Raw genomic sequence first — 24,193 nt, 5'->3', positions numbered from 1 at the left:
TTCACCCATTTTTATTTAACCTTTTTGTTAGGACAATTGAAGAACCATTATGGTCAGTATAAAGTGATATTAAATCAACAATTTTCATCATTAATGTAAAGCCTTGTCCTAATGACTGTTTCGTTGAAAAGCCTGATAGCAAAATAAGGTTCGGCAATTCTTTAATGGGATAACCTCTCCCATTATCTTTTACAATTATTCTAACTTCATCTTCACCATTAATGATGACCATGCTTCCTGAGTCTGCATGTTTTAAAACATTGGTTACCGCCTCAGAAACGACTAAAAGCCAACTTCTCAATTCAGTTTGGTTAACTTGTAAGCTTTCAAGTGCTTGAGTAGTTTTCTGTCGACAAATCGGTATGTCTTGTCGGTCTAAGATCGTTTGTGCAGCCAAAATTTCACCATTATAACACTCATCTAATTCTTGTTTTGAAATAAGTAGAAATTTCTCTTGTGAAGCAGCATACATTGCTTCACGATAAATTTGCCATTCTTGATTTTCTTCATAGTTTGGTTTATTGATTACTGTTAGATGATTTAAGTCATATTTATGTTTGTGATAAACCGTAATTAAAGCTTGTTTCATTAGCTCTGAAGCATCAAGGCTATTAATTTCTGCCTCTACATCTTTATGTCTTTCGCACCAATCGACTATTTTGTAGGCATAATCAAAAAACAAACCATCGTTGTTAGAAAACTCCTCACCTGAGGAAATAGCAGAATAGTACAATACATGAGCTGCCTCTGTCGACAAATTCATTTCCTTACCAATTTCCTTAGCCAAAAACCCAATAATCGTTTTATTAAATAAATCTATTAATCTTGTATTGGGATCTAACTCAATTAATTGTTGTTTACTTGCTTTATTTATATTTTTAAGCTTACTAATAACTGACTTCATCCACCTAACCACCAACCTTCTTAAAAAAAACTTAACTTAATACTAATATTATTAACACTGTTTAATAAAACTCAAGTACCTAGAACATTATACTTAGGTATATTATAACAAATAAACGACACTATTCGACGCAATATTATAATTTATAAATTTAATATTTTATTCGACACCTTAATATGACAATCCTTCTTATTAACGTGTTAAAATTAAATAAATGAATCTAAGTATTAAGGAGTCTAACTATGCAAAACCCTTTTCCGTATTCTTTTGATCATAAACGGTATCACTCATGGAATTATCATTTAAAACAAACATTTGGACATAAAGTATTTAAAGTTGCTTTAGATGGAGGCTTTGATTGTCCGAATCGTGATGGTACAGTTGCTTATGGAGGCTGTACGTTTTGTTCAGCAGCTGGTAGTGGCGACTTCGCGGGTGATCGTTCGGAAGATTTAAAAGTACAATTTCATACTATTAAAAACAACATGCATGATAAATGGAAGAACGGTAAATATATGGCGTATTTCCAAGCTTTCACAAATACTCATGCTCCGGTTGAAGAGTTAAGAGAGAAATTTGAAACAGTGCTTAAACAAGAAGGTGTCATTGGGTTATCAATCGGGACAAGACCTGATTGCTTGCCAGATGATGTCGTTGAATATTTAAAAGAACTGAATGAACGCGCTTATTTATGGGTTGAACTCGGATTACAAACAGCACATGAAAAGACGAGTCAGCTCATTAATCGGGCTCACGATTTAGATTGTTATTACGAAGGTGTTAATAAATTAAGAAAACATAATATTCGAGTTTGTTCGCACATTATTAATGGGCTACCCGGCGAAGATTATGACATGATGCTTGAAACAGCTAAGATCGTATCACAAATGGATGTACAAGGGATCAAAATACATTTATTACACTTATTAAAAAATACACCGATGATTAAGCAGTATGAAAAAGGACTCGTTAAATTCCTTACAAAAGATGAATATATTCAATTAGTTGTTGACCAATTAGAAGTGTTACCTCCTGAAATGATTGTCCACCGAATTACCGGGGATGGTCCAATTGAACTAATGGTAGGGCCGATGTGGAGTATGGACAAGTTCAATATTCTTAACGAAATCGATGCCGAATTCAAGCGTCGATTCAGCTGGCAAGGTAAACATGATCAATCATTGGAGCTGACGCAATCATGAAACAAATCATCCCATATGCTCACCAGCTATTATACGATTCAGTAAAACAAAGTGAAGTTGTAGTCGATGCGACATTAGGTAATGGACATGATAGTCTAATGTTGAGCGAATTAGTAGGGCGTGATGGGCATATTTTTGCATTCGATGTTCAAAAACAAGCGCTCGAACAAGCTCAACAACTATTTAATCAACACGATGTTCAGCATGTCACAACTATTTTACAAGGTCATGAACATGCCTATGAAGAGTTAAACAAACGTGATATAAAAAACATTGGTGGAGTAATCTTTAACCTAGGTTTCTTACCAGGTAGTGACCAATCGATTACGACGACGGCTAACACGACAATTCAAGCAATTGAAGGATTGTTAAAGCTGCTTAAGAAAGAGCGACTGATTGTTATTGTCATTTATCCTGGGCATGAAACTGGGCAAATTGAAAAAGACGAACTGCTTAATTATCTTAAAAACAAACCAGCTAAAGAAGTCGATATTGTAAAGTATCAAATGGTGAATCGTAGCGAAAAAGCCCCTTTTGTTGTAGCAATCTATAAAAAATAGAATTAATAGTGATATAACTAGTCACAGACAGCCTACTAATCAGGTGTTCCTGATGTTTTTTTACCTAAATTCTTATAAAACATAGACTTTTTTACTCAGGAAGAATCTATGTATTATAAGTCTATTGCATAAATGCGATCCAGTCTCATATAAATTTACTAACCACAATAGACTGGGGGAATGAAGATGGCCAATTCAAACGAGGAGAAACTAACAGAAGAGTTATTAAAAAAATACTATGATTTAAGCACCGAGAAAAAAGAGATCGAAAAAGACTTGAATCAAATCAAAAAACAAATCCATAGCTACTTAGATGAACAGTTTGGAGAAGAGGAGAAGGGTGAAGTTAAAATTGGGAAATATAAAGTACAGCGCACGATTCGATCTTCTATTAAATACGACGATGAAAAGACAATTCAAAAATTAGAAGATTTAAATTTAGAAGATTTTATTTTACAAGTTAAACTTCCAGATACAGAAAAGCTAGAATCTGCAATGAAGTTAGATTTAGTAAATGAAGATGAATTCTCAGGTTGTAAAAAAGAAAAACGCTCAAGAGCTATTACAGTTAAGGAATTAAGCTTATAGATTATATCCAATGTCTCCCAGTTAAGGCTTAGTTAATGTTATTGTGAATCACTTTTGGTACAAGCATTAAGGCGACCTGGACTTCTCTAGTGTCGATGGTGGCTACAATAGGTTCTGTACAGCGAGTAATCACAGGCTAAGGGTGTACTTTCATAAGGGTGTGGTGGCCTCCGAGTAGCGAACAGGACGCTTTTAGGTTTTAGCGGATGCATGAAAATATTAATCAACCTGGAGTCGCCACCTTCGCTCACCACAACCCAACAACTCAAATGAAAAACTCCAACCTCAGTAGTTATATCATGTCGTTATTGAGTAACGTTTCAAATGACCAGTAAATTTCAAAAGGACATATTACACCTTTGTCCCCCCCTTGACTACCCCCTCTTTAGTAGCTCTCACGACTCAGTTAATACTACGCTGATTTAGATTTATAGCTTTTAAATTTTCGATAAGCCTTTCCGTTCCAATAAACGATTTTCGCTCGCCAACCTGCACTTTGTAGTAAATATTTTATCGCATTGTCAGAGGTTTTGATTTGTTTAACTTTAGGGTCTGATAAGTATAGGCCAACAAGCCCGTCTACGATGAGTTGGTGAAAGTTTTGATCTGGTATATTAGTCAAGTTCTGTCTGGCTTGCTTGATCATTTGAGCCATTCGTTCTAGTTTTTCATTTTCATCTTGATAATAATTAACAAAATTTAAATCGCCTTCAACCTCATCTTCATGTTGGTCAATGAAGTAATCTAACAATATATGTAATCCTTGCAAAGATGGGAAGAATGCTTCTTGTATGACACGACCATGTTGTTCATTAGCTAACCCGTACGAAATTAAACAAAATACACCTAACGTAGAACCAGTGGCTGCAGAGAATTCGTACCACCTTAAATCTTCATCCTCATTTTCATGTTCAAACCATTCAGTTAATCGATAGACGCGCTCATGTTCAACAACGTGTTTATGAACTTGTAAATCAACATATAAAGATGCTAAGCGTTCGATATAAGGTTGGATTTGGTCATAATTAGGGATTTGTTTTATTATTCTTTGGCATTCTAGCACTAAACTTTTCAAATACCCTTGGTCATCTTGATCATCACGATACTTATAATAATTAACTTGATCAATTTCAGGCTCTATTCGAATCGCATCTAATTGTGCTTGGTGTAATTGCCTAAAATCGACAGGGTCTAGTGATTGGCTCCGATCACATAAATTATCAAGGTAATCGCTAATCGTCTGGTATGAAACGATAAAATCAATCGCTTTTTGCCATTTTTCTCTGGCAAGTGTGGCATAGATCGAACCACCTTCACAGTGGAACGTTTTCGAATCAATACTTGCTAAAGCTTGTGTTCTTAACTCTTCGTTAGGGATTTGATTTGCATAATCTCGCCATTTCGATAACATGTTATTCACTTGTGGAAATAAATCTTTATAACAGGTTGCTAGAACTTGCGACAGTGAATTAGGAATCTTCATAAAAGTATTAGCCCTCCTGTTTTATAATTACCTGTTGTTTTATAAACTTTAACGCTTGCTTCATAACGTCATCACGCTCTTGTTCATTAAACACTTCATAATATAAGCTTTGCCAAATTTGCAGCTCTTTATCTTTTATGGGCAATTTCTAAAACCAATTTTCCACACGTTCAACAGGGACTAAATGATCTTCTTTAGCCTGTAAAATTAATGTTGGGACTTCTTTATAATCCGCAATTTTGTTAAACGCTATATGAACGCCCCATGTATTAACACAATAACGGCTTTGAAAGCATCACTCTCTCTCACTAACATATATTCTCCTCCCATAACAAAATGTCCTTGAATTTTGTTATAATTATCTTACCATATTATTCATTTAGGAGGTCAACAATGATACTACCTTATAAAGGACAATACCCAACTATTGATGCTTCTGCTTACATATCTGAGGATGTCGTAATTACGGGTGATGTGACGATTGGAGCACATAGTAGTATTTGGTTTAAAACGGTTATACGTGGTGATGTTTCACCCACTAAAATAGGTCAAAATGTTAATATCCAAGACCAAAGTATGCTCCACCAAAGTCCAAATCAACCTTTAATTATTGAAGATGGTGTAACAGTAGGACATCAAGTCATGCTACATTCTTGTGTAATAAGAGAGAATGCTCTTATCGGAATGGGGGCTACTGTATTAGATGGAGTTGAAATTGGCGAGAATGCTTTCATTGGAGCAGGAAGCTTAGTTCCACCAGGTAAGAAGATCCCACCAAATAGCTTAGCGTTTGGTAGGCCTGCTAAAGTCATTCGTGAGATCACTGAAGAAGACCTTAAAGAAATGAACCGTATCCGGCAAACATATGTTGATAAAGGTCAAGTTTATAAAGAAGAACAACAAAACCGTTAAGTGAAGCCTGTTTACTAGATGTAGTTATTAATCTAGCTAAAGTAAAAAGCTTTGTATGTCCTAAACCTGGACATACAAAGCTTCTTTTATTATTCGATACCAATTATTTGTTTTAATTGTTCAGCTCGGTCAGTACGCTCCCATGTGAAGTCTTCGTCCGTACGACCAAAATGGCCGTAAGCAGCTGTCTTCTTATAAACCGGACGTCTTAAATCTAACATTTCAATTATACCAGCTGGACGTAAATCAAATGTTTCACGAACCGCTTCAACTAAACGTTCTTCAGAAACTTTACCTGTACCAAATGTATTAACCGAAATAGAAACAGGCCTTGCAACACCGATTGCATAAGCTAGTTGTACTTCACATTGGTCAGCTAATCCTGCTGCAACAATATTTTTAGCAACATATCTTGCAGCATAAGCAGCTGAACGGTCAACTTTAGTAGCATCTTTACCACTAAATGCTCCACCACCATGGCGAGCATAACCACCATACGTATCAACGATTATTTTACGACCTGTTAACCCAGCATCACCTTGAGGACCACCAATTACAAAACGGCCAGTTGGATTTATAAAGAATTTAGTGTGATCATCTATTAGTTCATTAGAAACAACTGGAAGAATAACGTGTTCCATTAGATCGGACTTAATTTGTTCTAAGTCAATATCAGGGTGGTGTTGTGTTGAAATAACTACGGTATCAACTCGCTCAGCGTTACCATTATCATCATATTCAATTGTCACCTGGGTTTTACCATCTGGACGTAAATACGGCAATACTTCTGTTTTACGTACATCAGCTAGACGTTTTGATAATTTATGAGACAATGAGATCGGCAAAGGCATTAATTCCTCTGTCTCATTACTTGCATAACCAAACATTAAACCTTGGTCACCTGCACCAATGGCTTCAATTTCATCATCTGACATTTGGCCTTCTCGCTTCTCAAATGCTTCATTAACCCCTTGTGCAATGTCTGGTGATTGCTCATCAATTGAAGTTAAGACAGCGCAAGTCTCATAATCAAATCCGTACTTAGCTCGAGTATAGCCGATTTCCTTAACCGTATCACGAATAATTGTCGGAATATCCACATAAGTCGAAGTTGAGATTTCCCCTGATACTAATACTAAACCTGTTGTAATCGTTGTTTCACAAGCTACACGAGCATTTGGATCTCGTGTTAGAATTTCATCTAAAATAGCATCTGAGATTTGGTCACACATTTTATCTGGGTGTCCTTCTGTGACGGATTCAGACGTAAATAGTCGACGTTGATTCGTCATAAAAATGTATCCTCCCTAATTAATAAATTGAACGGATCTCATACCCTAGCAAAAAGCATTTCACTACTTTTATTTAAACGAACTCATTTTGTTTATTAATGTGCATTAAAAAACCTTTCCCATGTAGACAAGGGAAAGGTTTTAACTGCCTTTCACTCTTATCGTCCAAGGAGTACCTTGCATCAGGATAAGCACCTGTCACATGATGTGATGGTTGCCGAGCTTCATTGGGCCTGTTCCCTCCACTTACTCTGGATAAGAGATATACCGTTTCTGCATTATAATAACGTGAAGGGCAAAACGTGTCAACTTTCGCCTTCTTTTATTATTTATGAAAATTTTATTAATAGTATGGTTTATTTAAATAAATGTGTTATACTATTAACTGACTTAAACATAAAGGAATATCTATAAATACAAATGTAAAAGGGTGATCTAAATATGAAGACAATCAATGTGGACACACTTGTCTCAAAACTAGCGAAATTTGATACAGTGCAAGAAAATTTACCTGTTGCAGAGCTAGTCGAAAAAATTCTATCAAGAGATGAAGGAATTCTTACTTCTACAGGCGCAGTACGAGCAACTACAGGCCATTATACCGGCCGTTCTCCTAAAGATAAATTTATTGTTGAAGATGAAGAAACAAAAAATCAAGTTGATTGGGGAGAAGTCAATCAACCAATCAGTGAAGACAAATTCAATAACTTACTTCAAAAAGTGACAGATTACTTATCAGAACAAGGTGAATTGTTCTCCTTCCGTGGTTTTGCCGGTGCAGACGAAAAGCACCGCCTATCGATTAAGATTGTTACACAATTTGCTTGGCATAATTTATTTGCAAATCAATTATTCATTCGACCTACAGACGAAGAACTTAAAAATCATGAGACAGATTTCACGGTGATTTCTGCACCGCACTTTAAAGCGGACCCATCTGTAGACGGTACAAACTCAGAAACATTTATTATTGTATCATTTAAACATCGAATAGTCTTGATTGGTGGAACAGAGTATGCTGGAGAAATTAAAAAGTCGATTTTCTCTGTCATGAATTATATGTTACCACAAAAAAGTGATGTTCTTTCAATGCACTGTTCAGCAAATGTTGGTGAAGAAGGTGACGTTGCTTTGTTTTTTGGTTTATCAGGAACAGGAAAAACAACTTTATCAGCAGATGAAAATCGTCGTTTAATTGGTGATGATGAACATGGTTGGTCACAAAACGGTGTCTTCAATATTGAAGGAGGATGCTATGCTAAATGTGTCAACTTATCTGAAGAAAAAGAACCTCAAATCTATAACGCCATTCGGTTTGGTTCTGTATTAGAAAATGTAGTCGTTAAAGAGGATTCAAGACTTCCAGATTATGATGATACTAGCTTAACGGAAAACACAAGAGCAGCTTATGCAATTGATCATATTGATAATATTATTAAACCAAGTATTGCTGGTCACCCTAACACAATTGTGTTCCTAACAGCAGATGCTTTCGGCGTATTACCACCAATTAGTAAATTAACGAAAGAGCAAGCCATGTATCATTTCTTAAGCGGATATACCAGTAAGCTAGCAGGTACTGAGCGAGGAATAACAGAACCGGAAGCGACATTCTCCACTTGCTTTGGTTCACCATTTTTACCATTACCAGCTGCAACATATGCAAAAATGTTAGGTGAAAAAATTGACCAACATGATGTGCAAGTATTCCTTGTTAACACAGGATGGACTGGTGGTTCATATGGTGAAGGCTCAAGAATGAAATTAAGCCACACAAGATCCATGGTTCATGCAGCACTTGAAGGTGAGCTTAATAACGTTGATTTTAATCAAGATAAGTTTTTCGGTTTATATATGCCAACGACATGCCCTGGTGTTCCAAGTGATGTACTTAACCCTAAGAAAACTTGGGAAGACCAAGATGCATACGACCTAAAAGCTAAAGAATTAGCGGATAAGTTCCACGAAAACTTCAATAAATTTAATGATGTGCCTAAAGAGATTGTCGCAGCAGGCCCTTCGTTTAAAAATTAACCAATAAAACCGTGTAGGCATACCCTACACGGTTTTTAATTACGCATACTCCTTTTTTCCACTTCTTGAACAGCAATTTTCAATACTTGATCTTTCATCATAAAGCTATAATTTGAATCACTTTTAACATCCTCAGGGATTAAATCTAACAAAACAGGCCCTTCTGTTTCATAATAATGCGACTTCTCTTCTAAATGTGAAACTTGTGCAAAATAAACATTTTTAACAATGTCTCCACCCTTACCATCAACATAATATTGCCCGATAAAATCTAACTGCTCAACCAGTCCACCTGTTTCTTCATAGACTTCTCGTTTAGCCGCTTCTTCAGGACTTTCATTTAGTTCAACTTTTCCACCAGGAAACTCAATCCCTCTATTTTTATGCTGCGTCAGTAACCACTGGTCATTATATTTTGCAATGATCCATACATGTTTCGGGTGCTCTGAAAAATATTGTTTATTCATAACGAACTTAACTGTATTATGATAGTAGTCTTTAAATACTTCCACTCGAACACGTTCCTTTATCAATTTTTATTCCTACTCATATTGTATGTCCATTATATACGGTTGGTTTCCATCCTTCAATTGTAGTTCAATAATTATTGTGTATTCACCATCAAAATCAGTTACATTTTCTTGTTTTATTAAGTAATGTCCAGACTCGACTTTCTTTTGCTCATATTCTACACCGTCAATGAACCATGGTGGTGTTGCCGTTGGGATAATATAAAGGTTGCCTTGCTCTTCATAATAATAATCATCAACAAACAGTTCAGTTACACGACTAGAGGCAAATTCAGAGAAACTGTCTTTTAACTGTTCAACTGAGTCATATTGAATGACTTCATAATCCTCTTTCGTTTCTTGCACAAGTTGTTCCATGAATTGATCCATGACGCCAACAATATCCTCATGTGACAATTGATGGTTTATACTTTCATCTATGTTAATTTGTTCTTTTTGAATTAAGAGACTTTGGTGGGATTGTTGTTCAGAAACAGTAAACATAGCTGGTGCTGCACTTAATTGACTATGAGAAATCGTAATGATAAACATCATGATTGACACGACCAATAAATAGACCAATTGTTTCATAATCAAAACCACCTTCCTCTATAACAGATCAAGTTAAGTATTTTTATTATCTATATGACTATTATTCCTCTATTAGACCCCAATTAAACATTTAATAGAATCTTCGAAAAATAACTCTAGCCTCATAGAACACTATAGTATGATCGTGTATTTAAATATGGTGGGTTGTTAGTTCTAATTATTCAAGTATAAATGAAGGAAAGCGGAGTATATTTCCGTAGCGGGTAATTTACACGTCACATTTCAATTAATTCAAATTTTCCATTGTAAAAGTTCTTCTGTCCAAACCTTTTTATTTTAAAGAGAAAGCCCTTCTTAACCAAACCAAAAAGGTGACGCCTTAACTAAAATCGGCGTCACCTTTAAAATTGTCCTTTTTTACAGATCACACACCATTACTGATCATCAGAGATTTTATTGAACTCACCAAAAAATGGCATCGTTTCAATATGACGTTTTGTCGTATCGTCTCCTAAATTATAAATCATCTTATAACTTTTCATTAATTGATAATCATAAAGGTCATTTTCATCGTCATTATGGTATTCTCTAAAAGGAATAATAGCCCTAAAGCCTGTTCCACCTTCAGCTCCTTTTAAATTATCCATACATTCTCTAAGTGCAATAATCTCATCTGGGTCTCCGTATATAATGAAATCATCATTATCTCCAGCTTTATACTCAGAGATTTCACCAGATTCGACACTGATATAAAATTTTCTTTTATCCATTCATCCCACCTCTACACTTAATGTGGCATAGAGGGATTGAATTTATGCAATTGATGCTTATGAAGTCATTGCAAATTCAAATTGCCTTACCGTTCTTTCATCTAATCGTTTTTCATTAACTTTCACACCTATACCTGGTTTAGTTGGGACTTTCACTTTTCCATTCTTTACTTTAAAGGGTTGGTCAATAATGTCTTCTTCCCAGTATCGTTCAGATTCAGATAAATCACCTGGCAATTGAAATTGTTCAAGTGAGGCTAAAATAACATTATGTGCTCTTCCTATACCTGTTTCTAACATGCCTCCACACCATAACGGCATATTAGCTACTTTAGCAAAATTATGGATATCTAAAGCGACTTGATAACCGCCAACACGTCCTAATTTGACATTAATACAATCTGCTGAATTTAATTCAATAGCCTGAAAAGCATCGTGCTCAGATTTCACAGTCTCATCTAAGCAAATATATGTATTCATCTCTTTTTGTAGTTGGTGGTGATAATAGAAATCATCTTGTCTAAAAGGCTGTTCGATCATGTGTAAGTTAAGATCATCTAAATTTTTTAAATGTAGCATGTCTTCTGGCCCATATGTTCCATTACCATCAAACATAATAGGCACATCACCAATATATTGCCTTGCTTTTTCAATCGTTTCTCTTTCTTTTCCTTTTTGAACCTTTAATTTAAATCGTTTGTAGCCTTTTTTACTAAATTCTTTTGCTTGTTTCTCCAAATCATCAGTTAAAGACAAAACAACGCCACTTTCAACCTCATCATATTTACCACCAATAATTTCTTTTAAGCTTTCTTTCTGCTGTTTGGCATATAAATCCCACAAGGCTGTTTCGATTCCTGATTTAGCCATTTGGTGCCCTTGTACACTCTTGAAAATCTCATGTACCTCACTAGGGTGTTGCAGTTTACTTTTATTTAATACTGGTAGCAAGAAATATTTAAGCATATCCCAAGCTGTAGTCGTTGTTTCCGGTGTATAAAATGGATCAGCGAACGCAACACATTCACCATATCCAACATTTCCATTATGATCATAGGCTTCAATAATTAGTGTATCTCTTACAACAACTAAACCATTAACGGTTTGAAACGGCTTTTTCAATTTCATCGCTACTTGACGAACAACAACTTCTTTTAAGTCCAACACTCTCACTCTCCTAATTGCTTAACTAATTGATGACGCAATAATTTCTTTGACGCGTTACGAGGAAGCACATCGATCTTATGCCAACCTTTAGGAACTTTATACTTAGCGAGTTGGCTAGAACAAAATTCCTCGAGTTCAACAAAATCAATTGAGCTTTTTGGAACAATAAATGCAACAGGCACTTGCCCCCATTTGTCATCACTTTGTCCAACAACACCTGCATCTTTTACTTTAGGATGAGACTTTAATACACTTTCAATCTCAGCAGGATATACATTCTCACCACCTGAGATCACTAAGTCTTTTCTTCTGTCTACAACATACAAAAATCCTTCATCATCAAAATAGCCTAAGTCACCCGTTTTAAGCCAACCATTTTGTAATGTTTTATCGTTCTCATCATCTCGTTTATAATAACCCATTGTCACTGTTGGACCTTTTACAACTATTTCACCCACTTCATGTGGAGGTAACTCTGTTTCATTATGGACAATTTTTAATTGATTTGTAAAAAGTGGCTTTCCAGCTGAACCAATCTTTGTTAGCGCATTGGCATTGTCTAAAGTACAAAATTGTGAAGCCGTCTCAGTCATTCCATACGATTGATAAACAGGTACGGCTTTTTCTTTTGCTTGTTCTAATAAGCCTTTAGGAGCTGGCCCACCGCCTAATAACATACAGCGAAAATGATCTGGGTAACGCTCTTCACCTAATCGTTCTAATAGTTGTTCTAACATAACAGTAACAACTGAAACAATCGTAACATTTCGTTCAGTTAAATCATGATGAATCGCTTCGACATCAAATGTTTCATGAAGATGAATCGGAATCCCGTAGATTACACTCCGATAAACAATTGATAATCCACCAACATGAAACATCGGTAAACTTAATAGCCAACGGTCATAAGCATATAAACCTAAGTTCAATAAAGACGCATTCGCACTCCACCAATGATTGTTATAAGTTAGTTGTACACCTTTAGGCTCTCCGGTTGTCCCTGACGTATATAAAATATGGGACTTGTTATTTAAATTTATTTCATCTTCCACTTGACTAATGTCCGCTACTTCTAATGGGCACTGGTGTATGTTAGTAAGTTGAATACCTTGATGATCTAATTCACTGATTTGTTGTTTTAAGTTTTCATCAAATAATAAATATTTAACCTGACCATCTTTTAGCTGAAAATCGATTTCTTGATTCGTTAAACGTGTATTAATTAAAAAACTCACAGCCCCTACATAATTTAAAGCATGAACAGTTATTAAAAATCGATAACTATTTTTTGCAATAACAGCAACATGGTCTCCTTGACTCACACCTAAGTCCATTAAATATTTAGCCATATGTTTGGCATGATTTTTTAATTGTTCGAATGAATAAGTCGTCCCATCTTTTAATACGACCGCATCTTGAGTAGGTGATAATTCCGCTCGTTTCGTTAACCAGTTTAACATCGTAGTCATATGTAAAGATCCTTTCTTGTTATGTATCTATTATGTATACTATGGTGATAGGTGTACTAAGAAACCATTTAAATCAAGTTTCGACACTTTGGAAAGATGTTTCAACAAATATATCAGGCTTTTTTTAAAAAAATCGCACCAATTCCTCGGTGCGATTTTTCTCACAAACTTATGGGAAGCGTGGGAACTGATCAAAGTCAGGATTGCGCTTCTCTTTAAATGAGTCGCGTCCTTCTTTTGCTTCATCTGTCGTGTAATAAAGTAATGTCGCATCGCCACCCATTTGTTGTAAGCCTGCTAAGCCATCTGTATCTGCATTAAATGAAGCCTTTAAGAAACGTAATGCTGTTGGTGATTTTTCAAGCATTTCTTGACACCACTGGAGCGTTTCTTCTTCTAATTTGTCGAGTGGAACAACTGTATTAACAAGCCCCATCTTCTCTGCTTCCTCAGCACTATACTGGCGGCACAAGTACCAAATTTCACGTGCTTTCTTATGACCAACTATACGCGCTAATAAGCCTGCACCATACCCCGCATCAAAGCTACCTACTTTAGGGCCAGTTTGTCCAAATACAGCATTATCAGCTGCAATTGTTAGGTCACATATAACGTGTAATACATGTCCACCACCAATAGCATAACCTGAGACCATTGAGACTACTGGTTTTGGAATTACGCGAATTAAGCGCTGTAAGTCTAGTACGTTTAAACGTGGAATGTGGTCAGACCCAACATATCCCCCGTGTCCACGAACAGACTGGTCCCCCCCAGCACAGAACGCTTCATCGCCAGCACCCGCTAATACGATTACACCAACTTTAGAATCATCTCTTGCATAAGCAAAAGCATCAATTAACTCTTGTACGGTTAAAGGTGTAAATGCATTACGTTTATGTGGACGATTAATGGTAATTTTGGCAATACCATTATATGTTTCATAAATAATTTCTTCATACTTTCTTTCTTCGATCCATTCTACTGCCATTCAAGTACCTCCTTAAATCATTATGTATGGTCCAAAAACCTACTTACTATTTTACCAAAAATCTTAGGACTTTCCAGATGTACTGCATGTCCTGTTTCATTTACGATTTCTAAATGTGCATGAGGTAGGCTTTTCTCCATCTCTTTATTTATTTTAACAAATTTCGAGTCTAGATGACCGACGATTAATAAAATCGGTAAATTAATTTTTGATAAATGGTCCCAAAGGTTAGGTTGATACCCTGTTCCCATCGTTCTTAACGAAAGGGCTAATCCGTCCTCAGATTGATTCATTCTTTCTTGTCTAACTTGTTTTTGTTTCCTAGCAGATAATTGTTGTTGCGTTTCGAACAATGGAATAGACTGCCAATAATCTACAAAGGTTTCAATGCCTTCTTTCACAATATAATCTGCTAGCTTCTCATCTTGTTTTTGACGATTCATCTGCTCTTCTTCCTTTAACCCAGGTGAAGCACCCACTAAAATTAATTTTTTTACATACTCTGGGTAAAGTAAAGCAAATAGTAATGCTGTCCTTCCACCCATTGAATAACCTAATAAATTAATTGAAGGAAGGCCCAGTTGATTAAATAACTCTTTAAGGTCATGACATGCTTGATTTAGACCTGATAATTGATTCACCTTAGTTTGGCCATGACCAGGTAAATCAATCATGATCACTTGATATTTATCCTTATATTGCTCAAGAACATCATTCCAAGTCGTTGTAGCTCCAGTAAATCCGTGTAATAGAATGAGTGGTTCACCTGTGCCATGGACTTCTACATAATATTGATTGTCATTAATTTGATAATACATATCACGACTCATCCTTATGAGCATCCAATATTTTACGAACATGTTGTTTAATTTGCTGATGCCACTCAAAGTTTTCATCACGATTCGTTTTCACTTCAATGATCTCAATTTGTTCGATTGGTTGTTTAATTAAACCTGCTAGCTCTTCATTATAATTAACAGAGTGATAGTTAACGCCTAATGACTCAACCATGTGTTTAATCGGTGGATTGAATGGTGTCCCAAATAGCTTTTCAAAATGTTGGTCATTTTGATATTGGGGAAGGAATGAAAAGATTCCACCACCATTGTTATTAATGACAATTATGCGTATTTTTAAGTGATTCTTAATTCCTAATAAAAGTGAGGTGTAATCATGTAAAAATGACAAATCACCAATCACTAATGTCACTTCTTCACCCGCAGCACTCATTCCAAATGCTGAGGATACAACTCCATCAATACCATTAGCTCCTCGATTAGCGTTTACATTAACGCGATTACGCTTTTTTAAGAAAAATGTATCCATATCACGAATCGGCATACTACTACCTACAAATACTGTATGGCCATGTGGGAGGAATTCAGATAAAACTGATATAACTGACCCCTCTGTTAAGTCGTGTTTTGTCAATTCACGTAACATAGCTGTTGTTTCTGAATCAAGATTAATCCACTGATTGGTCCAGTCTTGATCACTCTTATATTCACCTTGAGCTAATAACCCCTCTACTAAATGATTCACCTCACTATAAACCAAGTGAGTACGTATATTTGCAGGCTCACGATAAGCGCTTTGTTCATCGACGACGATATGTAAATCAGGCTCATGATTCATTAACCAGAGAAAATACGGTTTAGAGACTGGCATTGAGCCAAAACGAATAATAAAGTCTGGTTTATATTGTTCTTTAAAATCGTCATGCTTTAACAAAGCATCATATGTAGAAATGACTAACTCATCATCATCATCATTGAATTGCCTTAGTTGACTTAATACATCTGCTAAGACAGGTGTATTCCACTCCCTAGCAAGTTTTAATACTGCTTCAACTTCACTTTCGCTTGATAATTCTCCACAAACGATTAGTCCACGGTTGTACTTGTTAATACTATTTAATATAGCTTCCGCTTCATTATTAGAAACTGTTTCTTTACCACCTGAATGGTTTAAAAATGGCTCATGATGTCTTCCCCATAAATCATCGAGCTGTAAATCTGGAATTAATGGATCTCTAAATGGGAAATTAAACTGCACAACACCTTTATTCGAACTATTGGCTAAAGTATAAGCTCGACTTGCTTGTCTGCGACTATATTTCAATAAAGAATCATTCGCCTCAGGTATAGCCATTTCATGAAAATGCTTAACATAATCACCATACATTTTTACTTGATCAATAGCTTGTGGAGCCCCATTATCGCGTAATTCATGGGGGCGATCCGCTGTTAACACAATTAATGGCACACGACTATAATAAGCCTCAACAATTGCTGGGAAATAGTTAGCTGCTGCCGTACCTGATGTACATACTAAAGCAACAGGCTTTTTTTTAGCCTTGGCTATTCCTAAAGCAAAAAAAGCTGCTGAGCGCTCATCAAAATGTAACCAATCATTAAGATGAGGGTGATCAGCAAACAACATGGCTAAAGGGGTTGATCTTGAACCAGGAGAGATCACAACATCTTCTAAACCATTTTGATACAATTCATCGACAAAATACGAAACATAATACGTGTTATCATTCATTGTCATGATTGTGACCTCCTAGTGCATCTAACATCGGTGAAAACTTCAAGTGTGTTTCTTCATACTCTGCTTTTGGTTCAGAATCAGCTACAATACCACAACCAGCAAACAAATTAGCTTTTTCACCAGTTATAAGAGCTGAGCGAATGGCAACTGCAAATTCACCATTAAGCTCATCATCAAACCAACCAATTGGTGCAGCATACCAGCCCCTTTCAATAGGTTCATGTTGCTTAATAAACTCCATTGCAATCTCGCGAGGCTCACCTCCTAAAGCGGGTGTTGGGTGAAGCTGTTTTAACGCATCGAATATCGTCACATTTGTTTTTAATGAACCTGTTACCGGTGTAAACAAATGTTGAATTTTACTTAACTTTCGAATCATTGGTTGATTTGGAACTCTCAGACTATCACATAAAGGTGAAATGGCCTCTTGAATCATTTTAACGACATATTGGTGTTCTTCTAGATTCTTTTCATCTTTTAATAATTGAATGGCCTTCCATTCATCTTCGTCCATTGAACTACCTCGTGAGGTCGTTCCTGCTAAGCATGCTGATTGAATTTCATTGTTATGAACCTCCACTAAACGCTCTGGAGTTGCGCCAATGAAAGCCTGATCATCATTTTCCATAATAAAAATATAACTTCTCTCTTGTTGCTCACTCAATGCTTTCAATACTTTTTCAATAGGAATATCTTGATTAAAATAGGTTTCAATTTCTCGAGCTAATACAACTTTATCAAGCTTAGTTGATTGGATTTCATGAATAGCCTGATTAATTAACTGTTCCCATTCTTGATAAGTCATTTCATTTTTTAAGTCCACTTGTTTCATTGACTTTTCTTCATATGATTCAACTGACTCAATTTGGGATATTTCACTTTCAATAATTGAATGTACTTCATCAACTGAATGACTTTGATCAATCCAAATATTTAACGTTAAATAACAGCCTTGATCAGTAACTGTTACTAAACGTTTAGGCAAAACAAAATGATTAGTCGGAAAGTGTTTCCATTCACCCTTATGATCATCATCAAAAAAAGAAAAGCCGCCAAAATAAACTGGACCAGTTCCTGTAATTCGGGCATTAGTAGATCGAAATACACGATGTTTTTGACTTTGTAACGCTGATTCAATCGCAGTAAAACGATCAGAAGCATGTGAAGAGTAAAGTTGATTTGAAAACCCTAAACCGACGAACGTTAATTGTCCATCTGCACTTGTCCAATAATAGCGTTCCCCTTTTAAATCAGGTCGGCTAGCGAATACTGAAATTGGGTCGACATGATTTATTTTATGAACAATCGAGATAAATTGACCGTTTGAATCCATTTTATTTATTAAATCATCTAGCTGATCATTAATTGAAATACTATCTGTTTTAAGCATATTTTATCCTCCAATAAAGAAAACCTCTTGCCAATTGGCAAGCTCTTTAGACAAAGTTAGAGGCATAGTTAAAAAGTTGGGACGTCCCCTCTGAGACTGATGGCAGTCATAACGTCACTCGGGAAAGCGACTCAATCACAACAACGGACTTATAAAGAGCTTTCAACTTTAGAAATAAGATGTCTTAGCCTCTAACAAAACAAAAACAAACGCTAGCATCAATTCGTATAGATGCCTATATATATTTTATGACTTTTTTAACGAAACGACAAGAATTACACAACTTCCTTTCATTGACACATGTGAAGCCTTTCACTAAACTTATTTTAGATGTTTATACACAGAGAGGGATGACAGAATGAGTAAAGATCAATCAGTTCAAGAAGCACTTGGGGAGAAACCCGGGTTTCAAGTGTGGTGGCGAATGTTACGACCACATACACTTACTGCTTCTTTTGTTCCTGTATTTATTGGAACAGTAGCAGCTAGCATGCATACTTCAGTACATGTCGGCCTATTTTTCGCCATGTTAATTGCATCAATGCTAATCCAAGCTGCTACGAACATGTTCAATGAATATTATGACTACGTTAAAGGATTAGATACAGAAGCTTCCGTTGGGATTGGTGGTACGATTGTAAGAGATGGTATACCACCAAAACAAGTTAGAAACCTTGCATTCGTCTTTTATGGAATCGCTATTCTTTTAGGCTTTTATATTTGTATTGAAACGACGTTTTGGATCGCTGTAATCGGACTGATCTCAATGCTATTTGGTTATTTATACACTGGTGGGCCATACCCAATTGCCTACTCACCTTTTGGGGAGTTATTTGCTGGATTTTTTATGGGTACAGTCATTATCGGTATTAGTTATTATATCCAAATTGAAGCTATTACTTCTGGAATTATTTTATTATCTATACCACCTGCCATCTTAATTGGTGCGATTTTATTATCTAATAACATTCGTGACCTTGAAGGAGATCGTGAAAACGGCCGAAAAACGTTAGCGATCTTAGTCGGTAGGGAAAATGCTATACGTGTATTAGCCCTATTTTTTATTAGTGCGTTTGCTTTTACTGCGATCTTCATGGCAATTGGACTATTACCCATTTGGGCGTTCATCACATTATTAAGTGCTAAAAAGGCAATCAATGCTTACAAAACCTTTAAAAATAATAATACACCTTTAGAAATGATGCCGGCTATGAAATATACAGCTCAAATGAATACAATCTTTGGCTTCTTATATGGAGTCAGTTTCTTATTAGAACATTTAATAACATTCCTATTTTAAAATCGTATAGCTTCATTGTTACTTGTATACATTATGGAGGAGGATGACGATGGATTTAAGTAAAACGTTGTTCAACACATTAAATATCGAAGTGAAAAAAGCAACTAAAGAACAAGTTGTTTTGTCGATGCCAGTTAACGAAACTGTACACCAACCATTAGGCTATTTACATGGTGGGGCTTCTGTTGCTTTAGCAGAATCAGCTGCTAGTTTAGGTGCTTATTTAAATGTCGATCCTGAAAAATATAGTGTATTTGGAATCGAAATTAATGCGAATCACATTAAAAGTAAACGCGACGGAATGGTATTCGCTAAAGCAACCCCCGTTCACATCGGTCGAATGACCATGGTTTGGGAAATTAGCATTAACGATGAAAATGAACAATTAATTTCCACTTCACGGTGTACGATTGGTGTCGTTGAACACACAAAAAAATGAGGTGTCATAATGTCTTTGGAACAATGGAGTTTACTTCGAGCACAAATGCTTGAAGAGCGCAAACGACTTGTAAAACAAATCGAGGAGTTTGAAGAGGCTCCGGCATTAATAGAAGAATCGGTTGGAGAGCTGAATTCACTAGATGATCAACATCCTGGAGATTCAGCAACAGAATTATACGAACGACAAAAAGATACTGCAATGCATTCTAGAGCTCAGGAACAATTAAAAGAAATTGATCACGCCTTAGAAAAGATGGAGCAAGGAACATATGGAATCTGTGAAAAGACTGGAGATTTAATTCCATATGAAAGGTTAGAGGCAATGCCTACAGCTCGTTTTAAACTATAGAACAGATTACAGAGCATGTGAATTAATTTTCATATGCTTTTTTTATTTCATGAAAGATTTATAAAAATATTCAAGTAAGGTAACAATGAACATTAGAGAGATAGGGGTGATCAGATGATTTACCGTTTTTTTCGTATTTATTTTCAAATTCCGATTTTTCTAAGACTTTTACTAACCGTTCTCACGATTATGTTGGTATTTGGATACATTATGCATTTAGTAGAGCCAAAAGAGTTCAAAACGGCGTTTGAGGGGATCTGGTTTGCATTTATAACAGGGGCTACAGTTGGTTATGGTGATTTCGTTCCACAATCAACTCTTGGCCAACTCTTAACGATCTTACTAATATTGGCAGGAGGAGGGTTATTAACTTTTTATATGGTGACACTCTCAAGCGGTGCAATTAAAAGAGAAGAGGATTATAAAAGTGGCCAAGTTGCTTTCCACGGTGAAGAACACTATATTATTGTCGGTTGGAATGAGCGAACACGCAACTTAATTAACCTAATTGACACTCAATATGAAGGAAAGGTCGATATCGTCTTAATTGATGAAACACTTAAAGAAGATCCGGTGAATGATACTAACGTTCACTTTATTAATGGTGACCCATCTATTGACCATACATGGGAAACTGCCAATTTAGAAAAAGCAAATAAAATTATTGTCACAGCGGATCAATCAAAAGTCGAGCGAGAAGCAGATATTCATACCATTCTTGTCATTATTACCGCAAGAGGATTAAACCATCGTATACCCATTTTAGTCGAAATTTTAACAGAGAAGCAAAAATTGAATGCTGAGCGTGCTGGGGCAACAGAAGTTATTTGTACAAATGAATCAACAAGTACACTTTTCTTTCACGAATTATCAGGACATGAATACGTGAAAGCTTTTGAATACATCATGGCTTTACTTTCTCAACAACAGTTTATTGTTCATAAAGTTGAAGATCAGTGGGTTGACCAAACCGTATTACAATTAACTAATCAAGCAAAAGAAAACGGTAAATTATTAATTGGCTACATTCGTAACGACGAAATTGTTATCAACCCACCTTCAGATCAAACATTTAAAGCAGAAGATAAAATTATTGTAACAAAAGAGCTACTGCAATAAGGCTCTATCTACTTTTTTCATGACTGCTTCAGCTCGCTGTACATAGCTATCATCCACTTCAGCATCAGGGTCTTCTGGTGCTTGGAACTGGTTAAAACCAGCTTGTACATTTCCTGAAATACTTTGATGATCAATGCCCGCTTCAAACCTATGAACTAAAAGAAACGGTTTTCCTACTCTTATCTGGGCATTTTTCTCACCAATTGTACCAATCTCAGTCGAGACAGGTATACGAATAAATGCATACTCTTCGTCATTTCGCTCAAGTTTATGATCAAAATAAGCATGATCGTATTCCCAATTTCCTCCTACTGAAAATTCTAAAGGACTTAATATGTTTTCTATATCTTCAAATGAATATGCTTGATTTTCAATTCCTGAATCAAGTGCTTTCATTTTATCATCACCATCTTCCATTATTTTAGTTGGTCATAGTGTGTACGCATTTGTTAATTTAATTTAAGAAAAGAACTGGTAAACAAAAATCGCTGCATTTAGTGTTGGACTTTGAATGAAAAAACTGCCTAGATACAACTAGACAGGTTGGGGGGTATTTCTTAATTATAATGACATTTGTAAAATACTTCTAACATCGTCTTCATGTAGCTTAGTGAAGTTACCAAACGGCCCACGAGCCATTGCTCGATCAACCATTAATTCAAGTTTAGAATCATCAATATCATAGTCAGCTAAGCGTGTTGGTGCACCTAAAGCACTCCAAAATTGTCTCAAACGCTCAATGCCTTCTAAAGCGACTTCCTTATCAGATTTACCTGTAGGCTCAACACCAAATACGCGCGTTGCTAATTGTTTAAATCGAGTTACATCAACATTTAAATTATGTTTCATCCAGTTAGGGAAGATAATCGATAACCCACCTGCATGAGGGATATCATAAATTGCTGAAACAGCATGCTCAATATTGTGTGTTGCCCAATCACCGCGATATCCCATCTGTAAAATACCATTAAACGCCATAGTACCAGCATACATAATGGTTTCACGATGCTCATACGATTCCAAATTATTCATTAATTTCGGAGCTGTTTCAATAATCGAACGTAAAATCCCTTCAGCCATACGATCTTGAACCGGAGAATTCGTTGGTGTGTGGAAATACTGCTCTAAAATATGACTCATCATATCAACCATCCCGTACACAGTCTGATCTTCTGGTACTGAATATGTATGGACAGGATCTAAAATTGAGAAAACCGGATAAGAGAGTGGTGAACCCCAGCCATACTTTTCATTTGTTTCCCAATTCGTAATGACCGCACCAGTATTCATCTCAGACCCTGTAGCAGCTAAAGTTAACACCGTACCTAATGGTAACGCTTCTTCAGGATGAACTTTCTTTGTCACTAAGTCCCACGCATCACCATCATATTTAGCCGCAGAAGCAACAGTCTTAGCACAATCAATTACACTCCCTCCACCGACAGCTAATAAGAAGTCAATACCGTTTTCCTTACATAAGTCAGCACCTTTATTAACTGTAGATAAACGAGGATTTGGCTCTACACCACCTAATTCAAACGGTTCATAACCATTGCTAGTTAATTTCTTCATGACATTTGTAAAAATTCCATTACGCTTTATACTTCCACCACCATAAATGACTAAAACACGTTTAACACCTTCTGGAATTAATGATGGCAATTGCTCTAATTGACCTCTACCAAAAACTAATTTCGTTGGGTTATGAAAATTAAAATTCTCCATACTAAACACTCCTTTTCCTTCCTCTACCATCATTATGAATTAATCACTTTTAATTGGCAAAAGAAATACATAATTCGAAAGAGTCTATGTTATTTCAAGCATGTTAAGGATTGTCCGTGAATTTGAATAGGGATATAAGAAGCCATTAAAACAAAAAGGAGATTCCAATCTCATGGAAGCTCCTTTTGATTAAGCAATTAAATCAACACACTAACATAATAAAAGTGACCTCAAGATGGTGCTGCACCCAAAAGTTAGAGTAAAAATCTAGCTTTTGGGGGTCACTACCGATCCAAGGCCACTTCAATCAATGAAAAATTAATTACGATAAGTTTGTTCGCGCTCTTTTGATTGTTCAATCCACTCTTCTAATTTGTCTTTTAGAATATTAAACCCATCATCTTCGTTATTATGCTGTATAGCTTGCTTTTGTTGCGGTTTCGATTTTGGCTTTGACTGAACACTTGGCTTTTTTTCAGTAGCACGAATCGACAGAGAAAACTTTCCATTTCCTTCATCAACATTAATCACTTTTACTTTTACTTCTTCACCAACACTCAAGTGATTATTAATATCTTTAACAAATCCATGAGTGATTTCTGAAATATGAACTAGCCCTTGTTGGTTTTCTCCAATTTCTACAAAGGCTCCATAAGGTTGGATTCCAGTTACTTTTCCATCAACAACTTGTCCTTCTTCAATTACGTTACTCATATTATACAACTCCCAATTCTAGTCTATATACCGTTACGTATTTTAACATACTGATTTTCTTTATTCAAAAACTACTTTGTCACATAAATGACCATCAAAACTTATACACCCTACATTTTGACCATAAAAAATAAAAATATTTTTAAAAAACATGTTTATAATTTTGTAAATC

The 24,193-nt window shown here is 35.8% G+C and carries 25 protein-coding genes and 1 riboswitch; of the genes, 9 read left to right on the top strand and 16 right to left on the bottom strand.

Annotated features, from left to right (window positions below):
* Position 1: 1 nt before the first annotated feature.
* Entirely contained in the window at positions 2-904 is a 903-nt protein-coding gene (locus ABDZ63_RS10735; RefSeq protein WP_343783524.1) for an ATP-binding protein, read from the bottom strand.
* A 242-nt stretch (positions 905-1,146) separates the two neighbouring features.
* Between ABDZ63_RS10735 and mnmL the strand changes: the two genes are divergently transcribed.
* The 3 genes from mnmL to ABDZ63_RS10720 all read left to right on the top strand — a co-directional run bounded on the left by mnmL (position 1,147) and on the right by ABDZ63_RS10720 (position 3,254).
* Positions 1,147-2,106 carry a tRNA modification radical SAM protein MnmL/YtqA gene (gene mnmL / locus ABDZ63_RS10730; RefSeq protein ID WP_343783523.1) on the top strand — a complete coding sequence of 320 codons (960 nt, stop codon included), beginning with the start codon at positions 1,147-1,149 and terminating at the stop codon, positions 2,104-2,106.
* A complete protein-coding gene (gene mnmM, locus ABDZ63_RS10725) occupies positions 2,103-2,666 on the top strand; it encodes a tRNA 5-(aminomethyl)-2-thiouridylate-methyltransferase MnmM (RefSeq protein ID WP_343783522.1) in 564 nt (187 codons plus the stop codon). Before mnmL ends, mnmM begins: the two co-directional genes overlap by 4 nt.
* Before the next feature lie 186 nt (positions 2,667-2,852).
* On the top strand, positions 2,853-3,254 hold the full coding sequence (locus ABDZ63_RS10720; protein ID WP_343783521.1) for a hypothetical protein: 402 nt from the start codon (positions 2,853-2,855) through the stop codon (positions 3,252-3,254).
* A 412-nt stretch (positions 3,255-3,666) separates the two neighbouring features.
* On the opposite strand, the gene ABDZ63_RS10715 is transcribed toward ABDZ63_RS10720, so the two are convergent.
* On the bottom strand, positions 3,667-4,737 hold the full coding sequence (locus ABDZ63_RS10715; RefSeq protein WP_343783520.1) for a tetraprenyl-beta-curcumene synthase family protein: 1,071 nt from the start codon (positions 4,735-4,737) through the stop codon (positions 3,667-3,669).
* A 7-nt stretch (positions 4,738-4,744) separates the two neighbouring features.
* A complete protein-coding gene (locus tag ABDZ63_RS10710; RefSeq protein ID WP_343783519.1) occupies positions 4,745-4,882 on the bottom strand; it encodes a hypothetical protein in 138 nt (45 codons plus the stop codon).
* 248 nt (positions 4,883-5,130) lie between these two features.
* Here ABDZ63_RS10710 and ABDZ63_RS10705 point away from each other — a divergent pair, with 248 nt between their 5' ends.
* On the top strand, positions 5,131-5,649 hold the full coding sequence (locus tag ABDZ63_RS10705; RefSeq protein WP_343783518.1) for a gamma carbonic anhydrase: 519 nt from the start codon (positions 5,131-5,133) through the stop codon (positions 5,647-5,649).
* 89 nt (positions 5,650-5,738) lie between these two features.
* Here ABDZ63_RS10705 and metK read toward each other — a convergent pair whose 3' ends face one another.
* Complete coding sequence (metK, locus tag ABDZ63_RS10700) at positions 5,739-6,941, bottom strand: methionine adenosyltransferase (RefSeq protein ID WP_343783517.1); 1,203 nt, start codon at positions 6,939-6,941, stop codon at positions 5,739-5,741.
* A 155-nt stretch (positions 6,942-7,096) separates the two neighbouring features.
* Positions 7,097-7,203: riboswitch (SAM riboswitch) on the bottom strand.
* Positions 7,204-7,382: 179 nt separating this feature from the next.
* Between metK and pckA the strand changes: the two genes are divergently transcribed.
* Positions 7,383-8,975: a phosphoenolpyruvate carboxykinase (ATP) gene (gene pckA, locus ABDZ63_RS10695; protein WP_343783516.1), complete on the top strand. Its 1,593-nt coding sequence runs from the start codon at positions 7,383-7,385 to the stop codon at positions 8,973-8,975.
* A gap of 35 nt (positions 8,976-9,010) precedes the next feature.
* On the opposite strand, the gene ytkD is transcribed toward pckA, so the two are convergent.
* From ytkD to ABDZ63_RS10650, 9 genes are all read right to left on the bottom strand, one after another.
* Positions 9,011-9,487: an RNA deprotection pyrophosphohydrolase gene (gene ytkD, locus ABDZ63_RS10690; RefSeq protein ID WP_343783534.1), complete on the bottom strand. Its 477-nt coding sequence runs from the start codon at positions 9,485-9,487 to the stop codon at positions 9,011-9,013.
* A 30-nt stretch (positions 9,488-9,517) separates the two neighbouring features.
* Complete coding sequence (locus ABDZ63_RS10685; RefSeq protein ID WP_343783515.1) at positions 9,518-10,075, bottom strand: hypothetical protein; 558 nt, start codon at positions 10,073-10,075, stop codon at positions 9,518-9,520.
* 395 nt (positions 10,076-10,470) lie between these two features.
* Positions 10,471-10,806 (bottom strand): hydrolase, encoded by a 336-nt coding sequence (locus ABDZ63_RS10680; protein WP_343783514.1) that lies wholly within the window; start codon positions 10,804-10,806, stop codon positions 10,471-10,473.
* Between the two features lie 57 nt (positions 10,807-10,863).
* Complete coding sequence (gene menC / locus ABDZ63_RS10675) at positions 10,864-11,970, bottom strand: o-succinylbenzoate synthase (RefSeq protein ID WP_343783513.1); 1,107 nt, start codon at positions 11,968-11,970, stop codon at positions 10,864-10,866.
* 5 nt (positions 11,971-11,975) lie between these two features.
* Positions 11,976-13,442, bottom strand: a complete 1,467-nt coding sequence (locus tag ABDZ63_RS10670) for an o-succinylbenzoate--CoA ligase (protein ID WP_343783512.1) — start codon at positions 13,440-13,442, stop codon at positions 11,976-11,978.
* A 169-nt stretch (positions 13,443-13,611) separates the two neighbouring features.
* Positions 13,612-14,430, bottom strand: a complete 819-nt coding sequence (menB, locus tag ABDZ63_RS10665; RefSeq protein ID WP_343783511.1) for a 1,4-dihydroxy-2-naphthoyl-CoA synthase — start codon at positions 14,428-14,430, stop codon at positions 13,612-13,614.
* Positions 14,431-14,450: 20 nt separating this feature from the next.
* Positions 14,451-15,248: a 2-succinyl-6-hydroxy-2,4-cyclohexadiene-1-carboxylate synthase gene (gene menH, locus ABDZ63_RS10660; RefSeq protein ID WP_343783510.1), complete on the bottom strand. Its 798-nt coding sequence runs from the start codon at positions 15,246-15,248 to the stop codon at positions 14,451-14,453.
* 1 nt (position 15,249) lies between these two features.
* The gene (gene menD / locus ABDZ63_RS10655) at positions 15,250-16,983 is read right to left on the bottom strand and encodes a 2-succinyl-5-enolpyruvyl-6-hydroxy-3-cyclohexene-1-carboxylic-acid synthase (RefSeq protein WP_343783509.1); all 1,734 of its coding nucleotides are present in this window, start codon (positions 16,981-16,983) and stop codon (positions 15,250-15,252) included.
* Positions 16,970-18,373: an isochorismate synthase gene (locus ABDZ63_RS10650; RefSeq protein WP_343783508.1), complete on the bottom strand. Its 1,404-nt coding sequence runs from the start codon at positions 18,371-18,373 to the stop codon at positions 16,970-16,972. The genes menD and ABDZ63_RS10650 overlap by 14 nt, the downstream gene beginning before the upstream one ends.
* A gap of 358 nt (positions 18,374-18,731) precedes the next feature.
* Here ABDZ63_RS10650 and ABDZ63_RS10645 point away from each other — a divergent pair, with 358 nt between their 5' ends.
* From ABDZ63_RS10645 to ABDZ63_RS10630, 4 genes are all read left to right on the top strand, one after another.
* Complete coding sequence (locus tag ABDZ63_RS10645; RefSeq protein WP_343783506.1) at positions 18,732-19,673, top strand: 1,4-dihydroxy-2-naphthoate polyprenyltransferase; 942 nt, start codon at positions 18,732-18,734, stop codon at positions 19,671-19,673.
* 49 nt (positions 19,674-19,722) lie between these two features.
* Positions 19,723-20,112 (top strand): hotdog fold thioesterase, encoded by a 390-nt coding sequence (locus tag ABDZ63_RS10640; protein WP_343783505.1) that lies wholly within the window; start codon positions 19,723-19,725, stop codon positions 20,110-20,112.
* A 9-nt stretch (positions 20,113-20,121) separates the two neighbouring features.
* A complete protein-coding gene (locus ABDZ63_RS10635) occupies positions 20,122-20,463 on the top strand; it encodes a TraR/DksA C4-type zinc finger protein (RefSeq protein ID WP_343783504.1) in 342 nt (113 codons plus the stop codon).
* Positions 20,464-20,577: 114 nt separating this feature from the next.
* Positions 20,578-21,582: a potassium channel family protein gene (locus ABDZ63_RS10630; RefSeq protein WP_343783503.1), complete on the top strand. Its 1,005-nt coding sequence runs from the start codon at positions 20,578-20,580 to the stop codon at positions 21,580-21,582.
* Here ABDZ63_RS10630 and ABDZ63_RS10625 read toward each other — a convergent pair.
* The 3 genes from ABDZ63_RS10625 to yugI form a co-directional block, all read right to left on the bottom strand.
* The gene (locus ABDZ63_RS10625; protein WP_343783502.1) at positions 21,571-21,999 is read right to left on the bottom strand and encodes a YugN family protein; all 429 of its coding nucleotides are present in this window, start codon (positions 21,997-21,999) and stop codon (positions 21,571-21,573) included. The two genes, ABDZ63_RS10630 and ABDZ63_RS10625, sit on opposite strands and share 12 nt — an antisense overlap.
* A 144-nt stretch (positions 22,000-22,143) precedes the next feature.
* Positions 22,144-23,307: an iron-containing alcohol dehydrogenase gene (locus ABDZ63_RS10620; RefSeq protein WP_343783501.1), complete on the bottom strand. Its 1,164-nt coding sequence runs from the start codon at positions 23,305-23,307 to the stop codon at positions 22,144-22,146.
* A 318-nt stretch (positions 23,308-23,625) separates the two neighbouring features.
* A complete protein-coding gene (gene yugI / locus ABDZ63_RS10615; protein ID WP_343783500.1) occupies positions 23,626-24,021 on the bottom strand; it encodes a S1 domain-containing post-transcriptional regulator GSP13 in 396 nt (131 codons plus the stop codon).
* Between the last annotated feature and the right edge of the window lie 172 nt (positions 24,022-24,193).

The sequence above is a fragment of the Alkalibacillus silvisoli genome (assembly GCF_039521975.1).
GTDB classification, from domain to species: Bacteria; Bacillota; Bacilli; order Bacillales; family Alkalibacillaceae; genus Alkalibacillus; species Alkalibacillus silvisoli.
This window is presented reverse-complemented; position numbering and strand designations above follow the sequence as displayed.

Coding starts and splice junctions, on each gene's coding strand:
- ABDZ63_RS10735 (WP_343783524.1), bottom strand. CDS start 904: ATGAAGTCAGTTATTAGTAAGCTTAAAAATATAAATAAAGCAAGTAAA.
- mnmL (WP_343783523.1), top strand. CDS start 1,147: ATGCAAAACCCTTTTCCGTATTCTTTTGATCATAAACGGTATCACTCA.
- mnmM (WP_343783522.1), top strand. CDS start 2,103: ATGAAACAAATCATCCCATATGCTCACCAGCTATTATACGATTCAGTA.
- ABDZ63_RS10720 (WP_343783521.1), top strand. CDS start 2,853: ATGGCCAATTCAAACGAGGAGAAACTAACAGAAGAGTTATTAAAAAAA.
- ABDZ63_RS10715 (WP_343783520.1), bottom strand. CDS start 4,737: ATGAAGATTCCTAATTCACTGTCGCAAGTTCTAGCAACCTGTTATAAA.
- ABDZ63_RS10705 (WP_343783518.1), top strand. CDS start 5,131: ATGATACTACCTTATAAAGGACAATACCCAACTATTGATGCTTCTGCT.
- metK (WP_343783517.1), bottom strand. CDS start 6,941: ATGACGAATCAACGTCGACTATTTACGTCTGAATCCGTCACAGAAGGA.
- pckA (WP_343783516.1), top strand. CDS start 7,383: ATGAAGACAATCAATGTGGACACACTTGTCTCAAAACTAGCGAAATTT.
- ABDZ63_RS10685 (WP_343783515.1), bottom strand. CDS start 10,075: ATGAAACAATTGGTCTATTTATTGGTCGTGTCAATCATGATGTTTATC.
- ABDZ63_RS10680 (WP_343783514.1), bottom strand. CDS start 10,806: ATGGATAAAAGAAAATTTTATATCAGTGTCGAATCTGGTGAAATCTCT.
- ABDZ63_RS10670 (WP_343783512.1), bottom strand. CDS start 13,442: ATGACTACGATGTTAAACTGGTTAACGAAACGAGCGGAATTATCACCT.
- menB (WP_343783511.1), bottom strand. CDS start 14,430: ATGGCAGTAGAATGGATCGAAGAAAGAAAGTATGAAGAAATTATTTAT.
- menH (WP_343783510.1), bottom strand. CDS start 15,248: ATGTATTATCAAATTAATGACAATCAATATTATGTAGAAGTCCATGGC.
- menD (WP_343783509.1), bottom strand. CDS start 16,983: ATGACAATGAATGATAACACGTATTATGTTTCGTATTTTGTCGATGAA.
- ABDZ63_RS10650 (WP_343783508.1), bottom strand. CDS start 18,373: ATGCTTAAAACAGATAGTATTTCAATTAATGATCAGCTAGATGATTTA.
- ABDZ63_RS10645 (WP_343783506.1), top strand. CDS start 18,732: ATGAGTAAAGATCAATCAGTTCAAGAAGCACTTGGGGAGAAACCCGGG.
- ABDZ63_RS10640 (WP_343783505.1), top strand. CDS start 19,723: ATGGATTTAAGTAAAACGTTGTTCAACACATTAAATATCGAAGTGAAA.
- ABDZ63_RS10635 (WP_343783504.1), top strand. CDS start 20,122: ATGTCTTTGGAACAATGGAGTTTACTTCGAGCACAAATGCTTGAAGAG.
- ABDZ63_RS10630 (WP_343783503.1), top strand. CDS start 20,578: ATGATTTACCGTTTTTTTCGTATTTATTTTCAAATTCCGATTTTTCTA.
- ABDZ63_RS10625 (WP_343783502.1), bottom strand. CDS start 21,999: ATGGAAGATGGTGATGATAAAATGAAAGCACTTGATTCAGGAATTGAA.
- ABDZ63_RS10620 (WP_343783501.1), bottom strand. CDS start 23,307: ATGGAGAATTTTAATTTTCATAACCCAACGAAATTAGTTTTTGGTAGA.
- yugI (WP_343783500.1), bottom strand. CDS start 24,021: ATGAGTAACGTAATTGAAGAAGGACAAGTTGTTGATGGAAAAGTAACT.